General features: G+C 69.7%; 12 protein-coding genes. 5 read left to right on the forward strand and 7 right to left on the reverse strand.

The genetic code is table 11. From position 1 onward, the window contains the following. Window positions 1-12: 12 nt before the first annotated feature. Together C7389_RS15960 and C7389_RS15965 are read right to left on the reverse strand one after the other, a co-directional pair. The gene (locus C7389_RS15960; RefSeq protein WP_246034802.1) at window positions 13-1008 is read right to left on the reverse strand and encodes an HD-GYP domain-containing protein; all 996 of its coding nucleotides are present in this window, start codon (window positions 1006-1008) and stop codon (window positions 13-15) included. Beyond that, a complete protein-coding gene (locus C7389_RS15965) occupies window positions 1008-5057 on the reverse strand; it encodes a CHASE domain-containing protein (RefSeq protein ID WP_133593264.1) in 4050 nt (1349 codons plus the stop codon). Before C7389_RS15965 ends, C7389_RS15960 begins: the two co-directional genes overlap by 1 nt. A 195-nt stretch (window positions 5058-5252) precedes the next feature. Here C7389_RS15965 and C7389_RS15970 point away from each other — a divergent pair, with 195 nt between their 5' ends. Next, on the forward strand, window positions 5253-7250 hold the full coding sequence (locus C7389_RS15970; RefSeq protein WP_162851758.1) for a DUF1631 family protein: 1998 nt from the start codon (window positions 5253-5255) through the stop codon (window positions 7248-7250). Between the two features lie 120 nt (window positions 7251-7370). Here C7389_RS15970 and ilvD read toward each other — a convergent pair whose 3' ends face one another. Together ilvD and C7389_RS25170 are read right to left on the reverse strand one after the other, a co-directional pair. Continuing rightward, complete coding sequence (gene ilvD, locus C7389_RS15975; RefSeq protein ID WP_133593269.1) at window positions 7371-9221, reverse strand: dihydroxy-acid dehydratase; 1851 nt, start codon at window positions 9219-9221, stop codon at window positions 7371-7373. Between the two features lie 138 nt (window positions 9222-9359). After that, entirely contained in the window at window positions 9360-12347 is a 2988-nt protein-coding gene (locus C7389_RS25170; protein WP_211168374.1) for an HD domain-containing phosphohydrolase, read from the reverse strand. Window positions 12348-12461: 114 nt separating this feature from the next. Between C7389_RS25170 and C7389_RS15985 the strand changes: the two genes are divergently transcribed. After that, on the forward strand, window positions 12462-12908 hold the full coding sequence (locus C7389_RS15985; protein ID WP_246034804.1) for a FecR family protein: 447 nt from the start codon (window positions 12462-12464) through the stop codon (window positions 12906-12908). A gap of 13 nt (window positions 12909-12921) precedes the next feature. Further along, the gene (locus tag C7389_RS15990; protein ID WP_133593271.1) at window positions 12922-13530 is read left to right on the forward strand and encodes an OmpA family protein; all 609 of its coding nucleotides are present in this window, start codon (window positions 12922-12924) and stop codon (window positions 13528-13530) included. Between the two features lie 149 nt (window positions 13531-13679). Here C7389_RS15990 and C7389_RS15995 read toward each other — a convergent pair whose 3' ends face one another. Beyond that, complete coding sequence (locus tag C7389_RS15995) at window positions 13680-15743, reverse strand: CHASE2 domain-containing protein (protein WP_246034814.1); 2064 nt, start codon at window positions 15741-15743, stop codon at window positions 13680-13682. Between the two features lie 178 nt (window positions 15744-15921). Here C7389_RS15995 and C7389_RS16000 point away from each other — a divergent pair, with 178 nt between their 5' ends. Beyond that, entirely contained in the window at window positions 15922-16602 is a 681-nt protein-coding gene (locus tag C7389_RS16000) for a YceH family protein (RefSeq protein WP_133593275.1), read from the forward strand. Between the two features lie 10 nt (window positions 16603-16612). Continuing rightward, the gene (gene lgt, locus C7389_RS16005) at window positions 16613-17404 is read left to right on the forward strand and encodes a prolipoprotein diacylglyceryl transferase (protein ID WP_133593277.1); all 792 of its coding nucleotides are present in this window, start codon (window positions 16613-16615) and stop codon (window positions 17402-17404) included. 186 nt (window positions 17405-17590) lie between these two features. Here lgt and C7389_RS16010 read toward each other — a convergent pair whose 3' ends face one another. Together C7389_RS16010 and C7389_RS16015 are read right to left on the reverse strand one after the other, a co-directional pair. Then, entirely contained in the window at window positions 17591-18016 is a 426-nt protein-coding gene (locus tag C7389_RS16010; RefSeq protein WP_246034806.1) for a response regulator, read from the reverse strand. A gap of 77 nt (window positions 18017-18093) precedes the next feature. Continuing rightward, window positions 18094-18768, reverse strand: coding sequence for a PAS domain-containing protein (locus C7389_RS16015; protein WP_162851759.1), 675 nt, complete (start codon window positions 18766-18768; stop codon window positions 18094-18096). Window positions 18769-18939: the final 171 nt, after the last annotated feature.

Consider the following 18939-nt stretch of genomic DNA (forward strand, 5'->3'; position numbering starts at 1 on the left):
CTGCACTCCTGCCTATCCCTGCTCCCGCTGCTCCCAGCGGGCGGCGATCGCCACGATCTCGTCCATGGCGCCGAGGAAGATATCCACCAGGCGCACGTCCAGGTGGTTGCCACCCAGCTCGCGCAGAGTCTGTACCACCCGCTCCAGCGGCCAGGCTTCCTTGTAGGGGCGCTTCATCGTCAGCGCATCGAACACGTCCGCCACCGCGACGATGCGGGCGGATTGCGGAATCGCCTCTCCTGCCAGCCCCTCCGGATAACCACTGCCGTCCCAGCGCTCGTGGTGGTACAGCGCCACCTCCGCCGCCAGGCGGAAAAGCGGCGCCTTGCTCTTGCTCAGGATCTGGTGACCGATGACCGGGTGGGTCTTCATGACCTGCCACTCCTCGGCGTTCAGCGGACCCGGTTTCTTCAGGATGGAATCCGGGATGCCTATCTTGCCGGTGTCGTGCATCGGCGCCGCCAGTTCCAGCAGGGCGGCGTCCTCCTCGTCCCAGCCGGAGGCCCGAGCCAGGCAGCGGCTGTATTCGGCCATGCGCCAGATATGCAGGCCGGTGTCGCTGTCGTTGTAGTGGCCCGCCTCCCCCAGCATGGCGATGGCGTCGCGGTAGCTTGCCTCCAACTCCGCCGCCCGCACCAGCGACAGATGGGTGCGCACCCGGGCGACCAGCAGCCGGGGGTTGAGCGGCTTGCCGATGTAATCCACGCCACCGGCGGCGAAGCCGGCCTCTTCGTCGCGGGCGGCGTTGCGGGCGGTGACGAAGATGACCGGGATGTCCGCCGTGGCCGCCTGCGCCTTGAGCCGCCGGGCGACCTGGTAGCCGTCCATGCCCGGCATCTCGACGTCCAGCAGGATCAGCGCCGGACGATGCTTCTCCGCCGCGCTCAGGGCGGACTCACCGCCGTTGGCGCAGACCAGGCGGTAGTCCTTGCCCAGGATGGCCCGCATCAGGTCCAGATTGCCCGGCTCATCGTCCACGCACAGTATCGGTTTGCGAAGCATCGTCATCAGGCTCCCCTGGTTTCTACGTCGGCGTCCTGCCCCGCGTCCGTCCATGCGCGCAGACAGCGCTCGGCAGCGCGGAAGTCATATGCCAGCACCGCCGCCCGCAGGGGCCCCAGCAGGGCGGCGGGCAAGTCCGCCTGCAAGCGGTCGAGCATGCGCTCTATTTCCTCCGGGTCATCGCTGTCCAGCGCCCGCAGCAGCGCGGCGGCGGCCTCGGCGGAGAGGATGTCCGGCGCAGCTGCGGCGGTGGCGGGCACATCGCCGCCCAGGTAGGCGCGCACCGCCTCGGCCGTGCGTGCGAGGCAGCTACGCAGGCGCTCCACCTCGTCGCCCCGCGCCTCGCCCTGACGGAAATCCCGCTCCAGCGCCTGCGCCAGCCCGGCCAGCGCGTCCAAGCTCAGTGCGCCTGCCGCGCCCCTGAGCCGGTGGGCGATGGCGGCCGCCTCCTCCGGCTGGTTGCCGGCGCATGCGGCGGCGAGAGCGTCCGCATCGCTGCCGTGGCGGTCGAGGAACAGCGTGAGGCTGCGGCGGAAGGCGGCAGCGTCCCGCCACGTCCGCAGCCCTTCGGCGGCATCCAGCAGCGGCGCCTCGCCCACGGCTGGCGAGGACACCGGCGCGGCGGGAGGCGGGGCCGGCTGCCCCTCGCCGCCCTCGCCGCGCGCGAGGTGGTGGCAGATGACCCCCAGCAATTGGGGCACGTCGAAAGGCTTGGGAACGAAGGCGTCCATACCGGCGGCCAGCGCCGCCATCCGCTCAGGCTCGAAGACGCCGGCGGACAGCGCGATCACCGGCAAGGCCGCCAGGCGCGGTATTGCGCGGATGCAGCGGGTGGCGGTGTAGCCATCCATGGTCGGCATCTGCACGTCCATCAGCACCAGTTCCACCGGCGGTTCGGCGTGCTCCAGGATGCGCAGCGCCTCCTCCCCGTTGGCGGCGAGCAGAATCTCCGCGCCTTCGGCACCGAGGATCTGGCGCGCCACCTCCCGGTTGATCTCGCTGTCGTCCACCACCAGGATGCGCGCGCCCTGCAGGCGCTGCGAGGCGGGCTGGGACGGAACGGCCAGCGCCGCCTGCTGGCCGGCGAGCTCCAGCATGACGTTGTACAGCGCCGAGCCGCACACAGGCTTGGTGAGGATGGCGTCCGCCAGCCTGCCGTCCGGGCCGCCGGCAAAGGCTTCCCGCTCCTGCGCGGTTACCATCAGGGCAATCGGCGGACAGGCATCCGGGGCAAGCTTGCGCAGCCGGCGGGCCGTGTCTGCGCCGCTCATGCCCGGCATGGTCAGGTCGATGAGGCAGAGATCGTATTTGCGCATGCCCTGCTCGACCACCTTGCGCACCGCCTCCTCGCCGCTGGCGACGACATCGGCCTGCCAGCCGCGGCATTCGGCCAGTTCCACCAGCATGGCGCGCGCCTCGGCATGGTCGTCCACCGCCAGGATGGACCACTTGCGCCGATCCGGCGGCGGCAGTGCAACACGCTCGGGCAGGCGGAAGGCCAGTGTGAAGGCGAACTCGCTGCCACGGCCGGGCTCGCTTGCGACCTCCAGCGTACCGCCCATCAGCTCCACCAGCCGACGGCTGATGCTCAGGCCCAGTCCAGTGCCGCCATAGCGCCGGGTCGTCGAGCTGTCCGCCTGGGAGAAGGCGGCGAAGATCAGCTCCAGTTGCCCCGGCTCTATGCCGATGCCGGTATCCCGCACCGAAAAGCGCAGCTGTACACGGCGCTCGGCTTCGTCGCGCTGCACCTCCTTCACCCGTACGACGACCTCGCCCGCCTCGGTGAACTTGATGGCGTTGCCCGCCAGGTTGATCAGCACCTGGCCCAGGCGCAGGGGGTCGCCCATGAGGCGTTCGGCCCCTGGCGGTGCGTCGCCGACCAGCACCTCCAGCGTCTTGTATGCCACCGCCGCCGCCATGATGCCGGCCAGGCTGTCCAGCACTTCGGTGAGGGAGAACTCCACCTCCTCCACGTTCAAGCGCCCCGCCTCTATCTTGGAGAAGTCCAGGATGTCGTTGATGATGCCCAGCAGGTTGCGGCCGGCCTGGTCGAGGCTGGTCAGCATGCTCTTGGCCTCCTGCGGCAGGGGTTGCCGCTGCAGCAGGTAGGCGAAGCCGAGGATGGCGTTCATCGGCGTGCGGATCTCGTGGCTCATGTTGGCCAGGAACTCGGACTTCGCCTGGTTGGCTTGCTCCGCCGCGCCCAGCGCCTGCTTGAGCGCCGCGGTGCGCTCCAGCACCTGGGCCTCCAGTTCCGCATTCAGCTCGCGCATCCTCAGTACCGCGATGCGCTCGCCGGTGACGTCACGGTTGAAGCCGATGCAGTGCACCGGCCGGCCATTGGCGTCGCGCTCCAGCAAGCCAGCCGCCTCGATGTAGCGCACGCCGCCATTGCGCAGCACGACGCGGAAGGAGGAGGCATAACCCTCGGCCTCGCCATGGATATGGCGCATCAGCTCGGCCTCTGCGCGGACGACGTCGTCCGGATGCACCCGGGCGCGCCACAGCGCCAAGTGGTCGCCAGCCACCTCCTCCTCCGAAGCCTCGTACAACTCGAGCATGCGTTCATCCCAGGTGGTGCGTCCGCTGGCGAGATCCCATTCCCAGATGCCGAGGGCCGCCGACTCCACCGCGATGCGCATGCGCGCCAGCGAACGCTCCAGCCGGGATTCGAGCCGGCTGCGCGCACCGATGTCGGTGAGCACCAGCGCCATCCCAAGGATCTGGCCGCCATCGCCCCGGATCGGCGAGGCGGAGAGCAGCACGTCGATCAGCGCGCCATCGCGGCGGCGGCGCTGCGTTCTGAAATGCGGCACGCTCTCGCCACCGGCGACCTGCGCCATCAGCCGTTTCGCCTCGGCATGGCGATCGGAGGGGAGAATGAGATCGTCCAGCGGTACATCCATCACGCCGCCTGCCTCGTAGCCCAGCATCGTCCGCGCGGCATCGTTCCAGGCCGTCACCCGGCCCTCCAGGTCGGTACCGACGATGGCGTCGCTAGCACTGCGCACGATGGCGGCGAGCCGGCCCTGTTCCATCGCCACCCGTTGCCTGCCCCGCTTGCCGGTCAGCAGGGTATAGACCAACACAGCCAGCATCGAACCACCGCCTATCAACTCGGCTCGCAGCATCGCAGGCTTCATCAGGTTCAGGGATTGGACAAAGGCGGGCGTGGCCTTGACCTCCACCAGCCAGTCCCGGCCAAACACGGCGATCTGCGTGCGGCTCTCCAGTCCCTTTACCGTCCTTTCCTGGCCGCCGTAGGTGTAGAAGCGCTGCGGCGGCTCGGCATAGGCAAGGTCATAGAGGACGAAGGTGAATCCGGAGAAGAGGTTCTCGAACTCGCCCATGACCTCATATGCGCTCAACGGCGCGTAGGCCCAGCCCTCCAGGTACTGCCAGCGCTCTTCGGGGGTGGGAAGCGGCGGCGAATTGCTGCGGTAGACCGGCAGCAACAGCAGGAAACCCGTTCGGCGCTCATCCTTCGCCTGCACCAGGTCGATGGGCCGAGTGAGCACCGGCGCGTTCCGCAGCACCGAAGTTAGTGCAGCCGCCCGGCGGTTCGGCTCCGAGGCGATGTCCAGCCCGATTGCCGGCCGGTTTTCCCGCTCCGGCTCAAGGAGTTCGATGACGAAACGCTCGCCGGCGTGCGGCGCAAACTGACTGATGGTGAAGTGGGGCTGATGATCCGCCCGGACTCGCTCGAGATAGGCTGCCTCTTCGGCCCGCGCCACCCGCCGGATGAAGCCGTAGCCACGGGCGCCGGGGAACTCCCGGGGCAAGTCGCGGGATTCGATATAGGCGCGGAAACGCTGCTGGGAAATAGCCTCCGGCCCGGCGGCGATCAGCGCCCCGCGCGCGCCGCGCAAACCGTACTCATAGCGGGTGAAGCGCTCCTCGATCTCCTGGATCACCCAGTCCCTCACCACATCGAAGCGTGCCTGCTCCTGTTCGCGGTTGCTGCGGGCAAGATGCTCCCCTGCCCCCAGGCCGATGAGCAAGAAGAGGACGAACACGACGGCGGCGGCCTGCGCGGGGCGACGATCCTGCGGCATCCTGGCTCCAGGAGCGGGGGGCTGGGCTTAGCCAGCCGGTCTGCATAGACACGCACATTCAAGCAAAGCGGGTGCATGCCACGCAACATCGTTCGTCAGTGCCATGCGAAACAGCTCACGCCGCCGGCTCGCGGCCGGCTCGCGGCCGGCGCCCGGCCGCGGCACAATGCAGGTCTCGCCTGCAATAGAAAACCGATGAGCCACCCCGCCGGTAATACCCTCTCCGCCAGCCTCGTCGCCGAGTTCCGTGCCGGCCTGCTGGAGACCCTGAGCGAATTCGCCAAGGACGTCGGCCGCGGCCGGCCGGTGGAACTCGCCGCCATCACGGAGGCAGCCGGCGCCTGCCATGACGAACTGGCCGGCTTCCGCGACCGCCACAGCTTCTCCGCCGCGCGCGGCCTCACCGCCTCCCGCATCAGCCTGGTGCACGAGGACGATCTCGAATTCACCATCGAGCTCACCGACCTCGCCCGCCGCCTGCGCGACCGCTGCAGCAGCGAGCTGACGCCCCTGCACGCGGCCTATCTCGTGCTGCTGGACCAGACGGACGCGGCGGAAGAGCAGATCCCGGTGGGCCCCGAGACCGCCTGCCGCGGCTTGCGCGCGTTGTGCGACAGCGCCGGCCTGAGCGGCGAGAAGCGCTCTGCCTTCCTCTCCACCGCCCTGGAACCCCTGGGCCGCCGGCTGCGCACCTTCTACCGCGGGCTGAACGACCGCCTGCTGGAGAGCGGACTGGACATGCCGGTAGTCGGCCGCGGCCACCAGCCGGGCGCCGCGCCGCCGTCCGCCGCCGACAGCGGCGAACTGCCGGCGCTGCCGGAGGAGACCACGCTGCTCGCCGCCGCCGGCCGTACGGTGCCCCCGGCCCCCGCCGATGCTGACCCGGTATCCGCACTCGGCGCCCACCTCGCCCGGCGGCGGCCCGTCGACGCCCCCAAGGCGCTGGACCCGGCACTGTCGGCCGCCATCCTCGGCCAAGTGCGCAACTGGCTCTCCGCCCATGACAGCGCCGGCGACCGCCTCTATGCCAGCGAACTTGCACCGCTGCTGCCGCCGGAAACCGCCGCCGCGGTAGAAACCGTCGAGCGCCTGCTCGAGTACCTGAGCGGCGAAAGCCGCGTGCCGCCGACACTTGCCCAGCGCTTCAGCCAGTTGCAGATCCCTCTGCTGCGGCTGGTGGTGGACGACAGCGCGGCCATCGGCGACCCGGCGCACCCCGCCCGCCAGCTGCTGGACACCCTGGTCCGCATCGGCGCAGGCGCGGACGAGACGCTGCCGGCCGAGGCGGAGCAGACCCTGGATGCGGCGCTCGCCGCACTCTGCGCCCTGCCGGCCCCCGCCGCGGAGGACTTCGCCCGTGCAGACGCGCGGCTGGAACCGATACTCGCCAGCCGTGCCGCCATCGAACAGCAGCTCACCGACGCCGCCATGCTCGCCGGCCAGCGCCTGGACCGCCGTGCCCATGCGCTGTCTACCGCCGCCCGCACCCTCGCCCGCCTGTGCGACGACCACACCCCGCCAGCGGTGCGCCGCTTCCTCGCCGGCGAATGGACGCAGCTGGTGGCCCGGGTGCTCTACAACCACGGCGACAAGCACCCGCTATGGCGGGAGTTGCTGGATGTCGCCAACCGCCTGGGGCAAAGCGGGCGACCGCTGGACAGCCCACAGGCACGCCAGCGGCTGCAGGCCAACCTGCCGGAGCTGATCAAGGCGGTGCACAAGGGCCTCGCCCTGCTCGGGCTGGACGAGGCCGCCCGCGACCGCGCCCTGGAAGATTGCATGGCGATGCATGCCGCTCGCCTGGGCGGCAAGCCTTTGCCCGAGTTGCCGCCGCAGGAAGCCGCTGCCGAACCCGTCCTGACCCGGGTGAGCGATACGCCGGCGCTGAGCTATCTGCACTTTCCGCCCTCGGCGCCGCAGCGCGCCGAGATCCGCGGCGCCAACGACTGGCTGCGCCGCGGCGAACTGCTGGCGCTGCAGTTGCCGGACGGCAGCCCGCTGCTGGGCCGCGCCACCTGGATAGGCCCGGCGCGCCAAGTGGTGCTGTTGGTGGACCAGAGCCGCCAGCGCACCGTGGCCGCCGATCTGGAGGCCGTGACCTCCAGCCTGCGCGCCGGCACGGCGCACCGCATCGATGAGCACGGCCTGATCCGCCGTGCCGCCAGCGAGTTGCTGACGCAGGGCCAGGGCTGAGCCAAGGCTCGGCAGCGTCGCGCCAGCAACGCCTTTCTTGCGCCCCAATGCAGACGGGGCGCGCCTCCCGAGTGGGAGACGCGCCCCGTTCCTTTACCGGCGCGCTCGCGCCGGGCGGGTTCAGCGCTTCAGCTGGCTGAGGTCGCGCACCGCGCCGGTGTCGGCGGAGGTGGTCAGCGCGGCGTAGGCTTGCAGCGCGGCGGACACCACCCGCTCCCGCGAGGCAGGCCGCCAGGCCTTGGCGCCGCGGGCCTCCATCGCCGCGCGGCGACTGGCCAGTTCGTCGTCGGAGATGGCCAGGCGGATGCTGCGGTTGGGGATGTCGATCTCGATGGCGTCGCCATTCTCGATCAGCGCGATGGCGCCGCCCATGGCCGCCTCCGGCGAAGCGTGGCCGATGGACAGGCCGGAGGTGCCGCCGGAGAAGCGGCCGTCGGTGAGCAGCGCGCACTGCTTGCCCAGGCCGCGGCTCTTCAGGTAGGAGGTGGGGTAGAGCATCTCCTGCATGCCGGGGCCGCCCTTCGGGCCTTCGTAGCGGATGACGACCACGTCGCCAGCCTGCACTTCCTCGCCGAGGATGCCTTCCACCGCATCGTCCTGGCTTTCATAGACGCGGGCCTTGCCGGTGAACTTCCAGATGGACTCGTCCACGCCGGCGGTCTTCACGATGCAGCCCTTCTCGGCGATGTTGCCGTAGAGCACGGCGAGACCACCATCCTGGCTGAAGGCGTTGGCCTTGTTGCGGATCACGCCCTTGACGCGGTCCATGTCCAGCTCCTTCCAGCGCTTGTTCTGGCTGAAGGCGACCTGGGTGGGCACGCCGCCGGGGGCAGCGAGGAAGAGGTCGAACACCGCCTTGTCGTGGGCCTGCATGATGTCCCAGCGGGACAGGGCTTCGCCCAGGGTCTTGCTGTGCACCGTGGGCACGTCGCGGTGCAGCAGGCCGGCGCGGTCCAGCTCGCCGAGGATGCTCATGATGCCGCCGGCGCGGTGTACATCCTCGATGTGCACATCCGCCACCGCCGGCGCCACCTTGCACAGGCAGGGCACCTTGCGGGAGATGCGGTCGATGTCTTCCATCTTGAAGTCCACCCCGGCTTCCTGGGCGGCGGCCAGCAGGTGCAGCACGGTGTTGGTGGAGCCGCCCATGGCCACATCCAGGCTGATGGCGTTCTCGAAGGCTTCGAAGGTGGCGATGGAGCGCGGCAGCACCGAGGCATCGTCCTGCTCGTAGTAGCGGCGGGCGATGTCGACCACCCGGCGGCCGGCTTCGCGGAACAGCTTCTCGCGGTCGGCATGGGTAGCGACGATGGTGCCGTTGCCCGGCAGCGACAGGCCCAGCGCTTCAGTGAGGCAGTTCATGGAATTGGCGGTGAACATGCCGGAACAGGAGCCGCAGGTGGGGCAGGCGGAGCGCTCGATGGCGTCCACTTCCTCATCCGAGCAGTTCTTGTCGGCGGCCTTGACCATGGCGTCCACCAGGTCCAGCGAGATCACCTTGGCCTCCCACTTGACCTTACCGGCTTCCATCGGGCCGCCGGAGACGAACACGGTGGGGATGTTGAGGCGCATCGCGGCCATCAGCATGCCCGGGGTGATCTTGTCGCAGTTGGAGATGCACACCAGCGCGTCGGCGCAGTGGGCGTTCACCATGTACTCCACACTGTCGGCAATGAGGTCGCGCGAGGGCAGGGAATACAGCATGCCGCCGTGGCCCATGGCGATGCCGTCATCCACCGCGATGGTGTTGAATTCCTTGGCGACGCCGCCGGCGGCTTCGATCTCGCGCGCTACCAGTTGCCCCAGGTCCTTGAGGTGGACATGGCCGGGCACGAACTGGGTGAAGCTGTTGGCGATGGCGATGATGGGCTTTTCGAAGTCGCCGTCCTTCATCCCGGTGGCGCGCCACAGCGCACGGGCGCCCGCCATGTTGCGGCCGGCGGTCGAGGTACGGGAACGGTATTGAGGCATGGGGTACTCCGGGAAGCTGCGGGTCGAACCGGAGATTCTAACCCCGCCGGCCGGCCGCGCACATGGCTGGTGCCACAGCGGGCCGCAGCCGACCCATGTCGGGGCATGCCACGGACTTGCGGATGGCACGGCCGCAGCTCAGCCCAGGTAGGCCGCCAGATCCACCTCGTCGATCTGCTCCGGCGCGAGGAAGCGCTCGGCGTAGCGGAGATAGACGCCGGAGCGCAGGAAGAGGTCGAAGACGTCGGCGTCGATGTGCTCCCGGCGCTTGAAACCATCCAGGATGCGGATGGCCTCCGATAGCGTCTTGGCCTTCTTGTAGGGCCGGTCGGGCGCGGTGAGGGCCTCGAAGATGTCGGCGACCGCCATGATGCGGGCCGGCACCGACAGCTGGCCGGCCTGCAGACCACGAGGGTAGCCGGTGCCAATCAGCGTCTCGTGGTGGGTAGCGGCGTACTCCGGCACCCGCTTCATGTGCGCCGGCAGCGGCAGCCGGTCCAGCATCACGATGGTCTGGATGATGTGCTCGTTGATCTTGAAGCGCTCTTCCTCGGTCAGCGTGCCACGGCTGACGGCAAGGTTGTGCAGTTCGCCGAAGTTGTACAGGTGCTCCGGCACGGTGACGCGGAAGCCAAAGCGGGGATCCAGCGGCTCGCCCCCGGTGCGCGGCACCACCTGCTCCGGCTTGTCGGCGAGCAGGTGCTCCACCGCCGGCAGCTCGGCCGCCGGCAGATCCGTCAGCCGGCGCTGTTCGCCGTGGGACAGGCCGAGGCGGTCGTCGAAATGGCGCAGCCAGGTCTGGCCGCCAATGCGGCGCAGGCGCTGCACGTCTTCGTCGGCGATGGACTCGCCGCCGATGTTGCAGGCGGCGACGAAGGCGAAATCCGCCTGCAGCTGCTGTACGCGGCCGGCCAAGGTGGCGGCGGCCCGCGCCGGTTCCATGCCGTTGCGCTCGGCATGCAGGCGCTCGATCTCGGCGTCGCGCAGCAACACTTCGAAGCGGGTGCGGATCTCGTGGATGCGGTTGTAGATGGTCTCCAGCTTGGTGGCCTTGTCCATCACGTATTCCGGCGTGGTCACCTTGCCGCAGTCGTGCAGCCAGGCGCCGACGCGGAATTCGCGCCATTCGTCCTCGGTCTCGAAGCGGAAGTCGGCGAGCGGACCGTGGTCGGTCTTGCAGGCCTCCTCGGCCAGCATCAGGGCCAGCTCCGGCACGCGGGCGCAGTGGCCGCCGGTGTAGGCGCTCTTGGCGTCGATGGCGCTGGCGATGATCTGGATCAGCGAGTCCATCAGTACCTGCTGCGCGTTCAACAGCTGGTAGTTGTCCAGCGCCACCGCCGACTGCGAAGCCAAGGCCTCGACGTACTGCACCGTGTCCGGGCCGAAGGGGACGGTGGCGCCGCTGTCCGGGTCCACCGCGTCGATGAACTGCAGTACGCCCATGACTTCGCCGCTGGAGGCGGTCATCGGCACGGTGAGCAGGGAAACTCCGGCGCCCGCCTCCACGGCGGAGTCGAAGCGGGGATCGGCGGCGGCATCTGCCACCGTCACCGTGCGACGCTCCAGCGCCGCCAGCGCCACCGGATCGCGCAGCCGTGGGGCGCCGGCCGCGTCGTGCAGCGCAAGTGAGGCGCCCTCTTCCACGCCATCGCTGATCTGATCGCCATGGCTGTCCAGCGCCAGGCGCAGACCGTCCTGCCCATTGGCGAGATACAGCCGCGCGCCGCTGGCATTGCACAGTTGCCGTCCGCTCTCCAGCACATGGCGCAGCAAGGTCTCGCGGTCGCGCTCGGAAGACAGCAGCAGGCCGTTGTCCACCAGCCCCTGCAGCTTGGCCAAGGCCTCGTTCAGCGCGCGGGTGCGCTGCAGCAGCGAGGCCTTCATGGTCTGGTGCGCTTCGCCCAGGGTATCGATCTCGTAGAACATCGAGCGCACGGTGACGCGGCCGGAGAAGTCCAGCCGCTTCACCCGCTCCGAGTCTGCCGCCAGCAGGCCCAGCGCGCGGGAGGCCTGGCGCGAGGCGAAGAAGGAGGCCGGCAGCGCCAGCGCCAGGACCAGCGCCGAGATGAGCATGATGTCGTCGCGGGTGCGCACGATCGGCCCGGCGAAGGCGCTCATCGGCGCGAAAGCCGCCACCTGGAAGGTCTGGCCGGCACTGAGCGCCACCTCGCGCAGCGCATAGACATAGCGCTGCCCCTGGAGGTCGATGAGGCGGCTGCCCTTGTCCGCTTCCCCTACGCCCGCCACGCCAGCGGCGTTCAGCGGCTGCAGCAGCGGGGTGAGCGCCTCGCCTAGCGGCTGCAGCGGCACCGGCAGCGGCGTGTGCAGGGCGGCGCTGGCATGAAAGGCGAGCACCCGGCGCTGGCTGTCGATGACTGCGGCTCCGCCCTCGCGCTCGCCCACGGTGTCGGCGAGCAGGCGCTGCAGTTGCCCCAGCGCCAGGTCGGCGCCGACCACGCCGCCGCCGCCCGCCACTGCCTGCGACAGCGTGAGCCCCAGCGCCTGCGAGGACTGGAAGTGATAAGGATCGGTAGCCTGCAGCCCCGGCTGGCGGCGGGCGCTGTCATACCAGGGGCGCTCACCCGGCCGGTACTCCGCCGGCTGGCGCCGTTCGCCCAACACGCCGCCATCGCGGTCAAGGAAGCGCCAGTGCTCCGTCCTGCCGCCGGTGCCGGCGAGGATGGTGCGCAGCGCGAACCAGGTATCCGCCGGCGCGGCCAGCGCCTGCGCCACCGCCGGGTCGCCGCGCACGCCGATGGCCTGGACGAAGTCATCGTTGGCCAGGCCGAGGTAGACGCCATAGAGATTGGGATTCTCCCGCACCGCCACCAGCAGCGCCGGCGCCACCAGGGCGGTGTCCAGCCGGCCGTCGCGGTGCAGCCTGGCGGCCTCCACGCTGGCCTGGATGCGCACCAGCCGGCTGGCGGAGGCGATCATCTCCTGCAAGCGCGCGGCATTATGGTCGGCGATGTGGGCGAAGATGCCGGTGGCGCTCTCCTCCGCCATTTCGTCGAAGCGGTTCCAGGCGGCGAACAGGAAGACGCCCATCAGGGAAACGACGAACACCGCCAGCAAGGCCGTGGTCAGGTAATGAAAGCGCAGCTTCAGTCCAGCCGGAATGCCCATTTACCGTCCTTTGCCTGCGCTCCCAGGGCTACCGGTCGATTGCGGCGAGCGTGGAAGCAAGGTATTACTTACGGCCTGCCCGTACCGGGCAAACCCAGTTCCCCGGAGTCCCCATTGAACCATTTCCGATCGCTCTGCCTTGCCGCGATGCTTGCGTTTGGCCTAGCCGCGCACGCCGAAGACAATGCGCGGATAGGATACGTCAAGACACTCAGCGGCGATGCGAACATCGTAAGCGGTGAAACTAGCAGCGCGGCGCGGGTCGGCAGCCCGCTGAAGCTGGGCGACCGCATCATCACCGGTGCCAACGCCAGCCTCGGCCTGATCCTCAAGGACAACACGGTGCTGTCGCTCGGGCCGGACACCGAGATCTCGGTGGACGATTACCTCTACGCCCCCGCCCGCGAGGCGCTGCGGCTGGATGCGCGCATCCTGCGCGGCACGCTGCACTACATCTCCGGTGTCATCGCCAGACTCAAGCCGGACGCGGTCACGGTGCGCACGCCCACCGGCACCATAGGCGTCCGCGGCACCCGCTTCGTCGTCAAGGTGGCCGACTGATATGCGCATCGCCATGAATTCCGCCCGCAGGGCTTTCCTTTCCCGCAGCGCAGCCGGCCTGATCGGCGCGCTGCTGCTCGCCGGCTGCGCGCCGCAGTCCTACCTGGTGCTGCTGGAAAACCCCGGCGGCGGCAACGGCAAAGTGCTGGTGACCGGCGCGAGTGGCCGGCAGGCCGGCGTGGAGCGCGCCGGCGATGCGCTGGCGCTGAACGCCGACGGCCCGCGCCCGCTGGTGGTGGATGCCGACCAGGTGCAGCGCGATTTCGGCGCCGCGCTGGCCGCCCAGCCGCCGCTGCCGGAGAGCTTCCTGCTCTACTTCGAGGGCGGCGAGCGCCTGACCGCGGAATCCCTCGCCCGGCTGCCGGACATCCTCGCCGCCATCGCCCGCCGGCCGGCGGCCGACGTCTCCATCATCGGCCACACGGACACCATGGGGAACGCCAGCGCCAACGAGGGCCTGGGCCTGGCGCGTGCCGAGGCGGTGCGTAAGCTGCTGGAGAGCGAGGGCGCAAAGCCGCTGGAGATGAATGCCACTTCCCACGGCGAACGCAATCCGCTGATCCCGACGCCGGACGAAACCCAGGAGCCGCGCAACCGGCGGGTGGAAGTGACAGTGCGCTGAGCGCGCATCCCGTGCCATCGGAAACCGGAAGGGTCAGGGGCGCCGGCTTCGGCCAAGGCGCCCCTCCGTTTTGCCCCGGGGCCGGCTCACGCCTGTGAGTGCGAATCGCACCGCCCGCTGAAGCCTCCGCTTCTTCGCAGAGGGCGAGGCTACTTCCCCTCCAGCACCACCAGATCGTCCCGCGCACCGGCGTGCAGCCGCGCCAGATGCAGGCGCACCAGCGCGTCCTCCGGCCGCAGCGCCGCGAGTTTCTCGAAAGCCGTCAGCGCGCCCTCCTCGCCCGCCGCCAGCAAGGCGTAGGCGGCGGTGTAGGCGGCGGCGTGGGCGCCGTCCTCCGCCTCCACGGTCGTGTAGGTCATCAGCGCCTCGCTGCGTCCCCGCAGCATCAACCGCCCGACCGGCCGCACCGTCGCCCCCGGGCAGGCCGCCAGGGTCGCCGCCGACAGGCAGAGCTGGGTGCCGAGGTATTTGTTCGCGCCCTCCAGCCGCGAGGCGGTATTCACCGCGTCGCCCAGCGCGCGGTAATCGAAGATGGCCTTGCCGCCGAAGTTGCCGACGATGACCTCGCCGGTGTGCACGCCGACCCGCGTGTGGCCGAAGGGAACGCCCTGCGCCGCCAGCTCTGCCGCATAGGCGGCGCCGAAAGCGGCCATCTCCCGTGCGCAGGCCAGCGCCCGGCAGGCGTGGTCGGCTTGCAGCACCGGCGCGGAGAACATGATGGCCACCGCGTCGCCCACGATGCGGTCCAGCGTGCCCTGGTGACGGAAGGCGATGCCTATCATCTCGTCCAGGTAGCGGTTGAGCAGAGCCACCGCTTCCGCCGGGTCCAGCCTGTCCATCAGCGCGGTGAAGCCGGCAAGATCGGTGAACACGAAGCTGCACACCTGCCGCCTGCCGCCCAGCGCCAGTTGCTCCGGGTGCGCCACCAGATGCTCCACCAGGTTGGGCGACACGTAGCGCGAGAAGGCCAGCCGTATCCAGCGCTGGCGCCGCTCGCCGGCGATGTGGCGGATCACACTGGCGGCGGCGAAGGCAAGCAGCACCGTCAGCGCCGGCAGGGCGGGATCGAACAACAGCCCATGACGAGAGAAGGCGGCCCAGCCCGCCCAACCGAGCCCGCCCAGCACCAGCGCCAGCACACCCAGCGCCAGCGGCGTTGCCGCCCGGGCGGTCGCCAGCACCACCACCAGGCAGCCCAGCAGCAGCGCCAGGCTCTCTACCGCCGGTGCCAGCGCGGGCCGCTGCAGCACGTCGCCGGCGAGGATCTGCTCCAGCACCTGGGCATGCACCTCCACCCCAGGCATCGGCCCGCTCACCGGGTTGAAGCGCAGGTCCATCAAGCCTTGGGCGGAGGAGCCGACCAGCACCAGCCGGCCGCGCAGTTCCGCATCCACCTCGCCGGCCAGCACCTGCCAGGCCGGCAGATAAAGCGCGGCATCCGGCCGGGCGTAATGCACCCAGACTTCGCCGCGCTCGTTGGTGGCGAGCTCCCGACTGCCGACACGCAGGCCGGCCAGCCTGCCCTCACCGTCGGCCAATAGGGTGTAGTTGCGCGCCCCCTGCTCCAGCCGCAGCACCTCCGCCACCAGCGCCGGCACCGTCGCCCCGCCCAGGCGGAACACCATGGGCACCCGCCGCACCACGCCGTCCGGGTCGGGCACGAAGCTGATTGCTCCCAGTCCGGGGGCCGCCTGCGCCAGGACCGGCAGCGGCATCACCGCGGCATCGAAATGGAAGAGCCCATTCACTTGCGGCGCGCCGCTGAGCACGAAGCGGAAGGGCCAGGCGAAGTCCCGCGGCAGCGCGCCGCGTTCCACCGCGACGAAACCCAGCGCCGCCGGCGCCTGCGCCAGCGCAGCGGCGAAAGCCTCATCATGGTCGGGCAAGCCGGCGAGCGCGCCGCGCAAGGACGCCGGCACCTGCCACAGCGCGCCCACGGCTGCCGGCGAGCTGCGGTCCGCCTCGGCAAACAGCACGTCGAAGCCCACCGCCGCCGCGCCGGCGCCATCCAGGCGCTGCAGCAGCTCCGCCAGCCGGGTGCGCGGCCAGGGCCACTGGCCGAGGCGGGCCAGGCTCTCCTCGTCGAAGTCCACCACCCGCACCTTCGCCTCGGCGGCGGTGCGCGGCTGCCAGCGCTGGAACTGGTCGAACACCGCATGGCGCAGCGCGAGTACCGCCTGCGGTTCCAGCAGTTGCAGGGCCAGGCCGAGCACGGCGATCAACAGGGGAATCGACAGGGCAGCAGACGAAATGCGGTGCCGGAAAGACATCCTGACGAGGGCGGAAAAGTGGGCAAGGCGGCCATCATAGCCGAGCGCCGCGGCCCGCTTTGCCGCGCGGAAAGCGCGTCTCCTTTATCATCGCCCCTCCCGCCCCAGCTCCGGAAACACCATGGACAGCCCCGCCGCAAGCGACGACAAGACCTACTCCCTGAGCCCCGCCGAAATCCGCGTACTCGGCGTACTGGCCGAAAAAGCCTTCCTCACCCCGGACACCTACCCGCTGTCCATCAATGCGCTGACCACCGGCAGCAACCAGCTCACCGCCCGCGAGCCGGTGATGAACCTGAGCGAGGCCGAGGTGCAAGCCGCCATCGACAGCTTGATCGGGCTGCGGCTGGTGAGCCGCCGCGACCAGCAGAGCAGCCGTGTCTCCAAGTACGAACACCAACTGCGGCTGCGCCACTCGCTGCCGCCGGCGGAGCAGGCGGTGCTCGCGGTGCTGCTGCTGCGCGGCGCCCAGACCGCCGGCGAGATCCGCCAGCGCTGCGAGCGCATGCACCGCTTCGACGACATCGCCGAGGTGGAGGCAGTGCTGGAGCACCTGGCCGAAAAGTACCCGGCGCTGGCCGTGAGCCTGCCGCGCTCGCCGGGCACCAAGGAAACCCGCTACATGCATCTGCTGGGCGGCGAGGACGCGCTGGAAGCAGCCCAGGAAAGCGCTGCCGCCGGCAGCGGGGGCAGCAGCAGCCGCAGCCGGCTCGGCGAACTGGAAGAAGAGGTGAAGCGCCTGCGCGAGGAAGTGGAAACCCTGAAGCGCGGCTTCGAAGCATTCCGCCAACAGTTCGAATAAGGGTGGACGCATGCTGATCCATCCCCAGATCAATCCGATCGCCTTCTCGGTCGGCCCCCTGTCCGTGCGCTGGTACGGGCTGATGTACCTGATCGCCTTCGTGCTCTTCATCGTGCTCGGCCGCCTGCACGCGCGCCGTCGCCCGGAGAGCGGATGGACGCCGCAGGCGATAGACGATCTGCTGTTTTACGGCGTGCTCGGCGTCATCATCGGCGGCAGGCTGGGGGAGGTGCTGTTCTTCCAGCCCGGCTACTACTTCAGCAACCCGGCCGAGATCGTCGCGGTGTGGAAAGGCGGCATGAGTTTCCACGGCGGCTTCCTCGGCGTGCTGGCGGCGATGTGGTTGTACGGCCGCAAGCATGGCCGCGGCTTCTGGGAGGTGACGGATTTCATCGCCCCGATGGTGCCGCTGGGTCTGGCCGCTGGCCGCATCGGCAATTTCATCAACGGCGAGCTGTGGGGTCGTCCGGCCAACCCGGATCTGCCCTGGGCGATGGTATTTCCGCTGGTGGACGATCTGCCGCGCCACCCCTCGCAGCTCTACCAAGCCGCCGGAGAAGGGCTGCTGCTGTTCTTGATACTGTGGTTCTTCGCCGCCAAACCGCGGCCGAGAATGGCAGTATCGGCGCTGTTCCTGCTCGGCTACGGCTGCCTGCGCTTCATCGCCGAGTTCTTCCGCACGCCGGACCCGGGCATCTTCGGCACCTTGTCCATGGGGCTGTCCACCGCCCAGTGGCTGTGCGTGCCCATGGTGCTGACAGGAGCGGTGCTGTTCGGCTACAGCAGGAAACTGAAGGCCTGACCGGGCGGCATCCCGAAGGCAGCGGCCGGCCGGGCGTCGCGTCGCTGCATGCCCGGGCCGGCACCATCCAAGGTGGCCCGGCAATCGGGAAACAGCAAACGAGGATGTGTAGCCTGCAGCGCCGAGGGCAGTTCTTTGCCCGCCCTCATGCCAATGGTAGGGCTTGGGGGGAGGCGAAGCGGGAAGTCAGTGGCGGTGGCGCGCCTCGGCGTCGGCGGCGATGCGTTCCAGGCAGTCTGGCAGGTCCGCCGCCACGACAACGTGATCTGCGCCCAAGGCGCGGGCGGCACGGGCCGGCATGGAGTCCACGCCCGGCACCACCGCCACCGCACAGGTTCCCGGCGACACCCGCTTCAGCAGGCCCACCAGGCGCGCCGGCTCATGCTCGGCGATGCGCCAGTCGACCACCAGCACCTCGGGCCGCATGCGGAAAAACAGCCGCATGGCCTCGCTCTCCCGATCGGCCTTGCCAACGATGCGCACACCGGTGCAGATAGCGAGTTCCGCCTTCAATTTGGCACAGGTTGGCGTCTCCGGCACGGCGAGCAGCACACGCAGCGGCGTGGTCTGGGGAGCAGTCATCAGGCAGGGCTGGCAATCGGGAATCTTCACGGCATACCTCCACCTACACGATGGCATACGCCCTTGACAGGCATCAACCCCTCGCAACGAAGGGTTTATGCAACACGTCACACTCGCTGCGCCATGGCCCCGCCGGCCCCGTGTAGTTGCCGATCCGAGATGTCCAGATAGGTTCCTACCACCCGCAGGGGATGCCCGTCGGCATCCCGCTCCACCACCTGCCCCACCGAGCTGAACCAGCGGTAGATGTCGCCCGCAAGGCGCATGCGGAACTCGCACTGGTAGGTCGCCACCCGGCCGCCAAGGTAGGCGCGGAAGCGCTCGCGCACCCGCTCCCGGTCTTCGGGATGTACCCGCTCCAGCCACGCATCGGCCGGTTCGCTGAAGGCCTCCGACGGCGCTCCCACCATGCGGGCGACGCTCTCGTCGTGTTCGACCACGTCGCCATCCGCCCGGTAGTCCCACAACCCCAGCCCGGTGGCGCGTATCGCCAGCCGCAGGCGTGCCTCCCGCCGCAGCAAGCCTTGCTGCAGCTGGGTGAGGCGTGCAAAGCCCAGCCTGACCAGGATCCACAGCAGTACCGAGGTGACCAGCACGAAGAACAGCCCCTTGTAGGTCTGCAGCTCGGTGAGCCGGCTCGGCTCGCCCACCCACATGGAGATCAGCTGGTCGGAATAGATGATCCAGGCTACCGCGAAAGCGGCGTAGATCAAGGTAGCCGGCAGCGCCAGCAGCCCTGGCGAGGGGGGCGGCGGAAGCGGGGGAAGGGGGGCGTCGCTCATCAGCACATCCTCCTGCCGGGCGGGGAGTAAGCCGATGTTACGCCAAGGCCTGCGAGGCGTGCAGCCCTTGCCGGCGCGCCTTCCGGCCCCGCAGCGCGGCCTGCCGCCAGGGCTGCCTCCGGGGCGGCGCGATATCATGGCGCCACCCATCCGGCCTGTTTCTGGAGACTG

Origin of the sequence: Azoarcus indigens (assembly GCF_004361735.1) — a bacterium.
Taxonomy (GTDB): domain Bacteria; phylum Pseudomonadota; class Gammaproteobacteria; order Burkholderiales; family Rhodocyclaceae; genus Azoarcus; species Azoarcus indigens.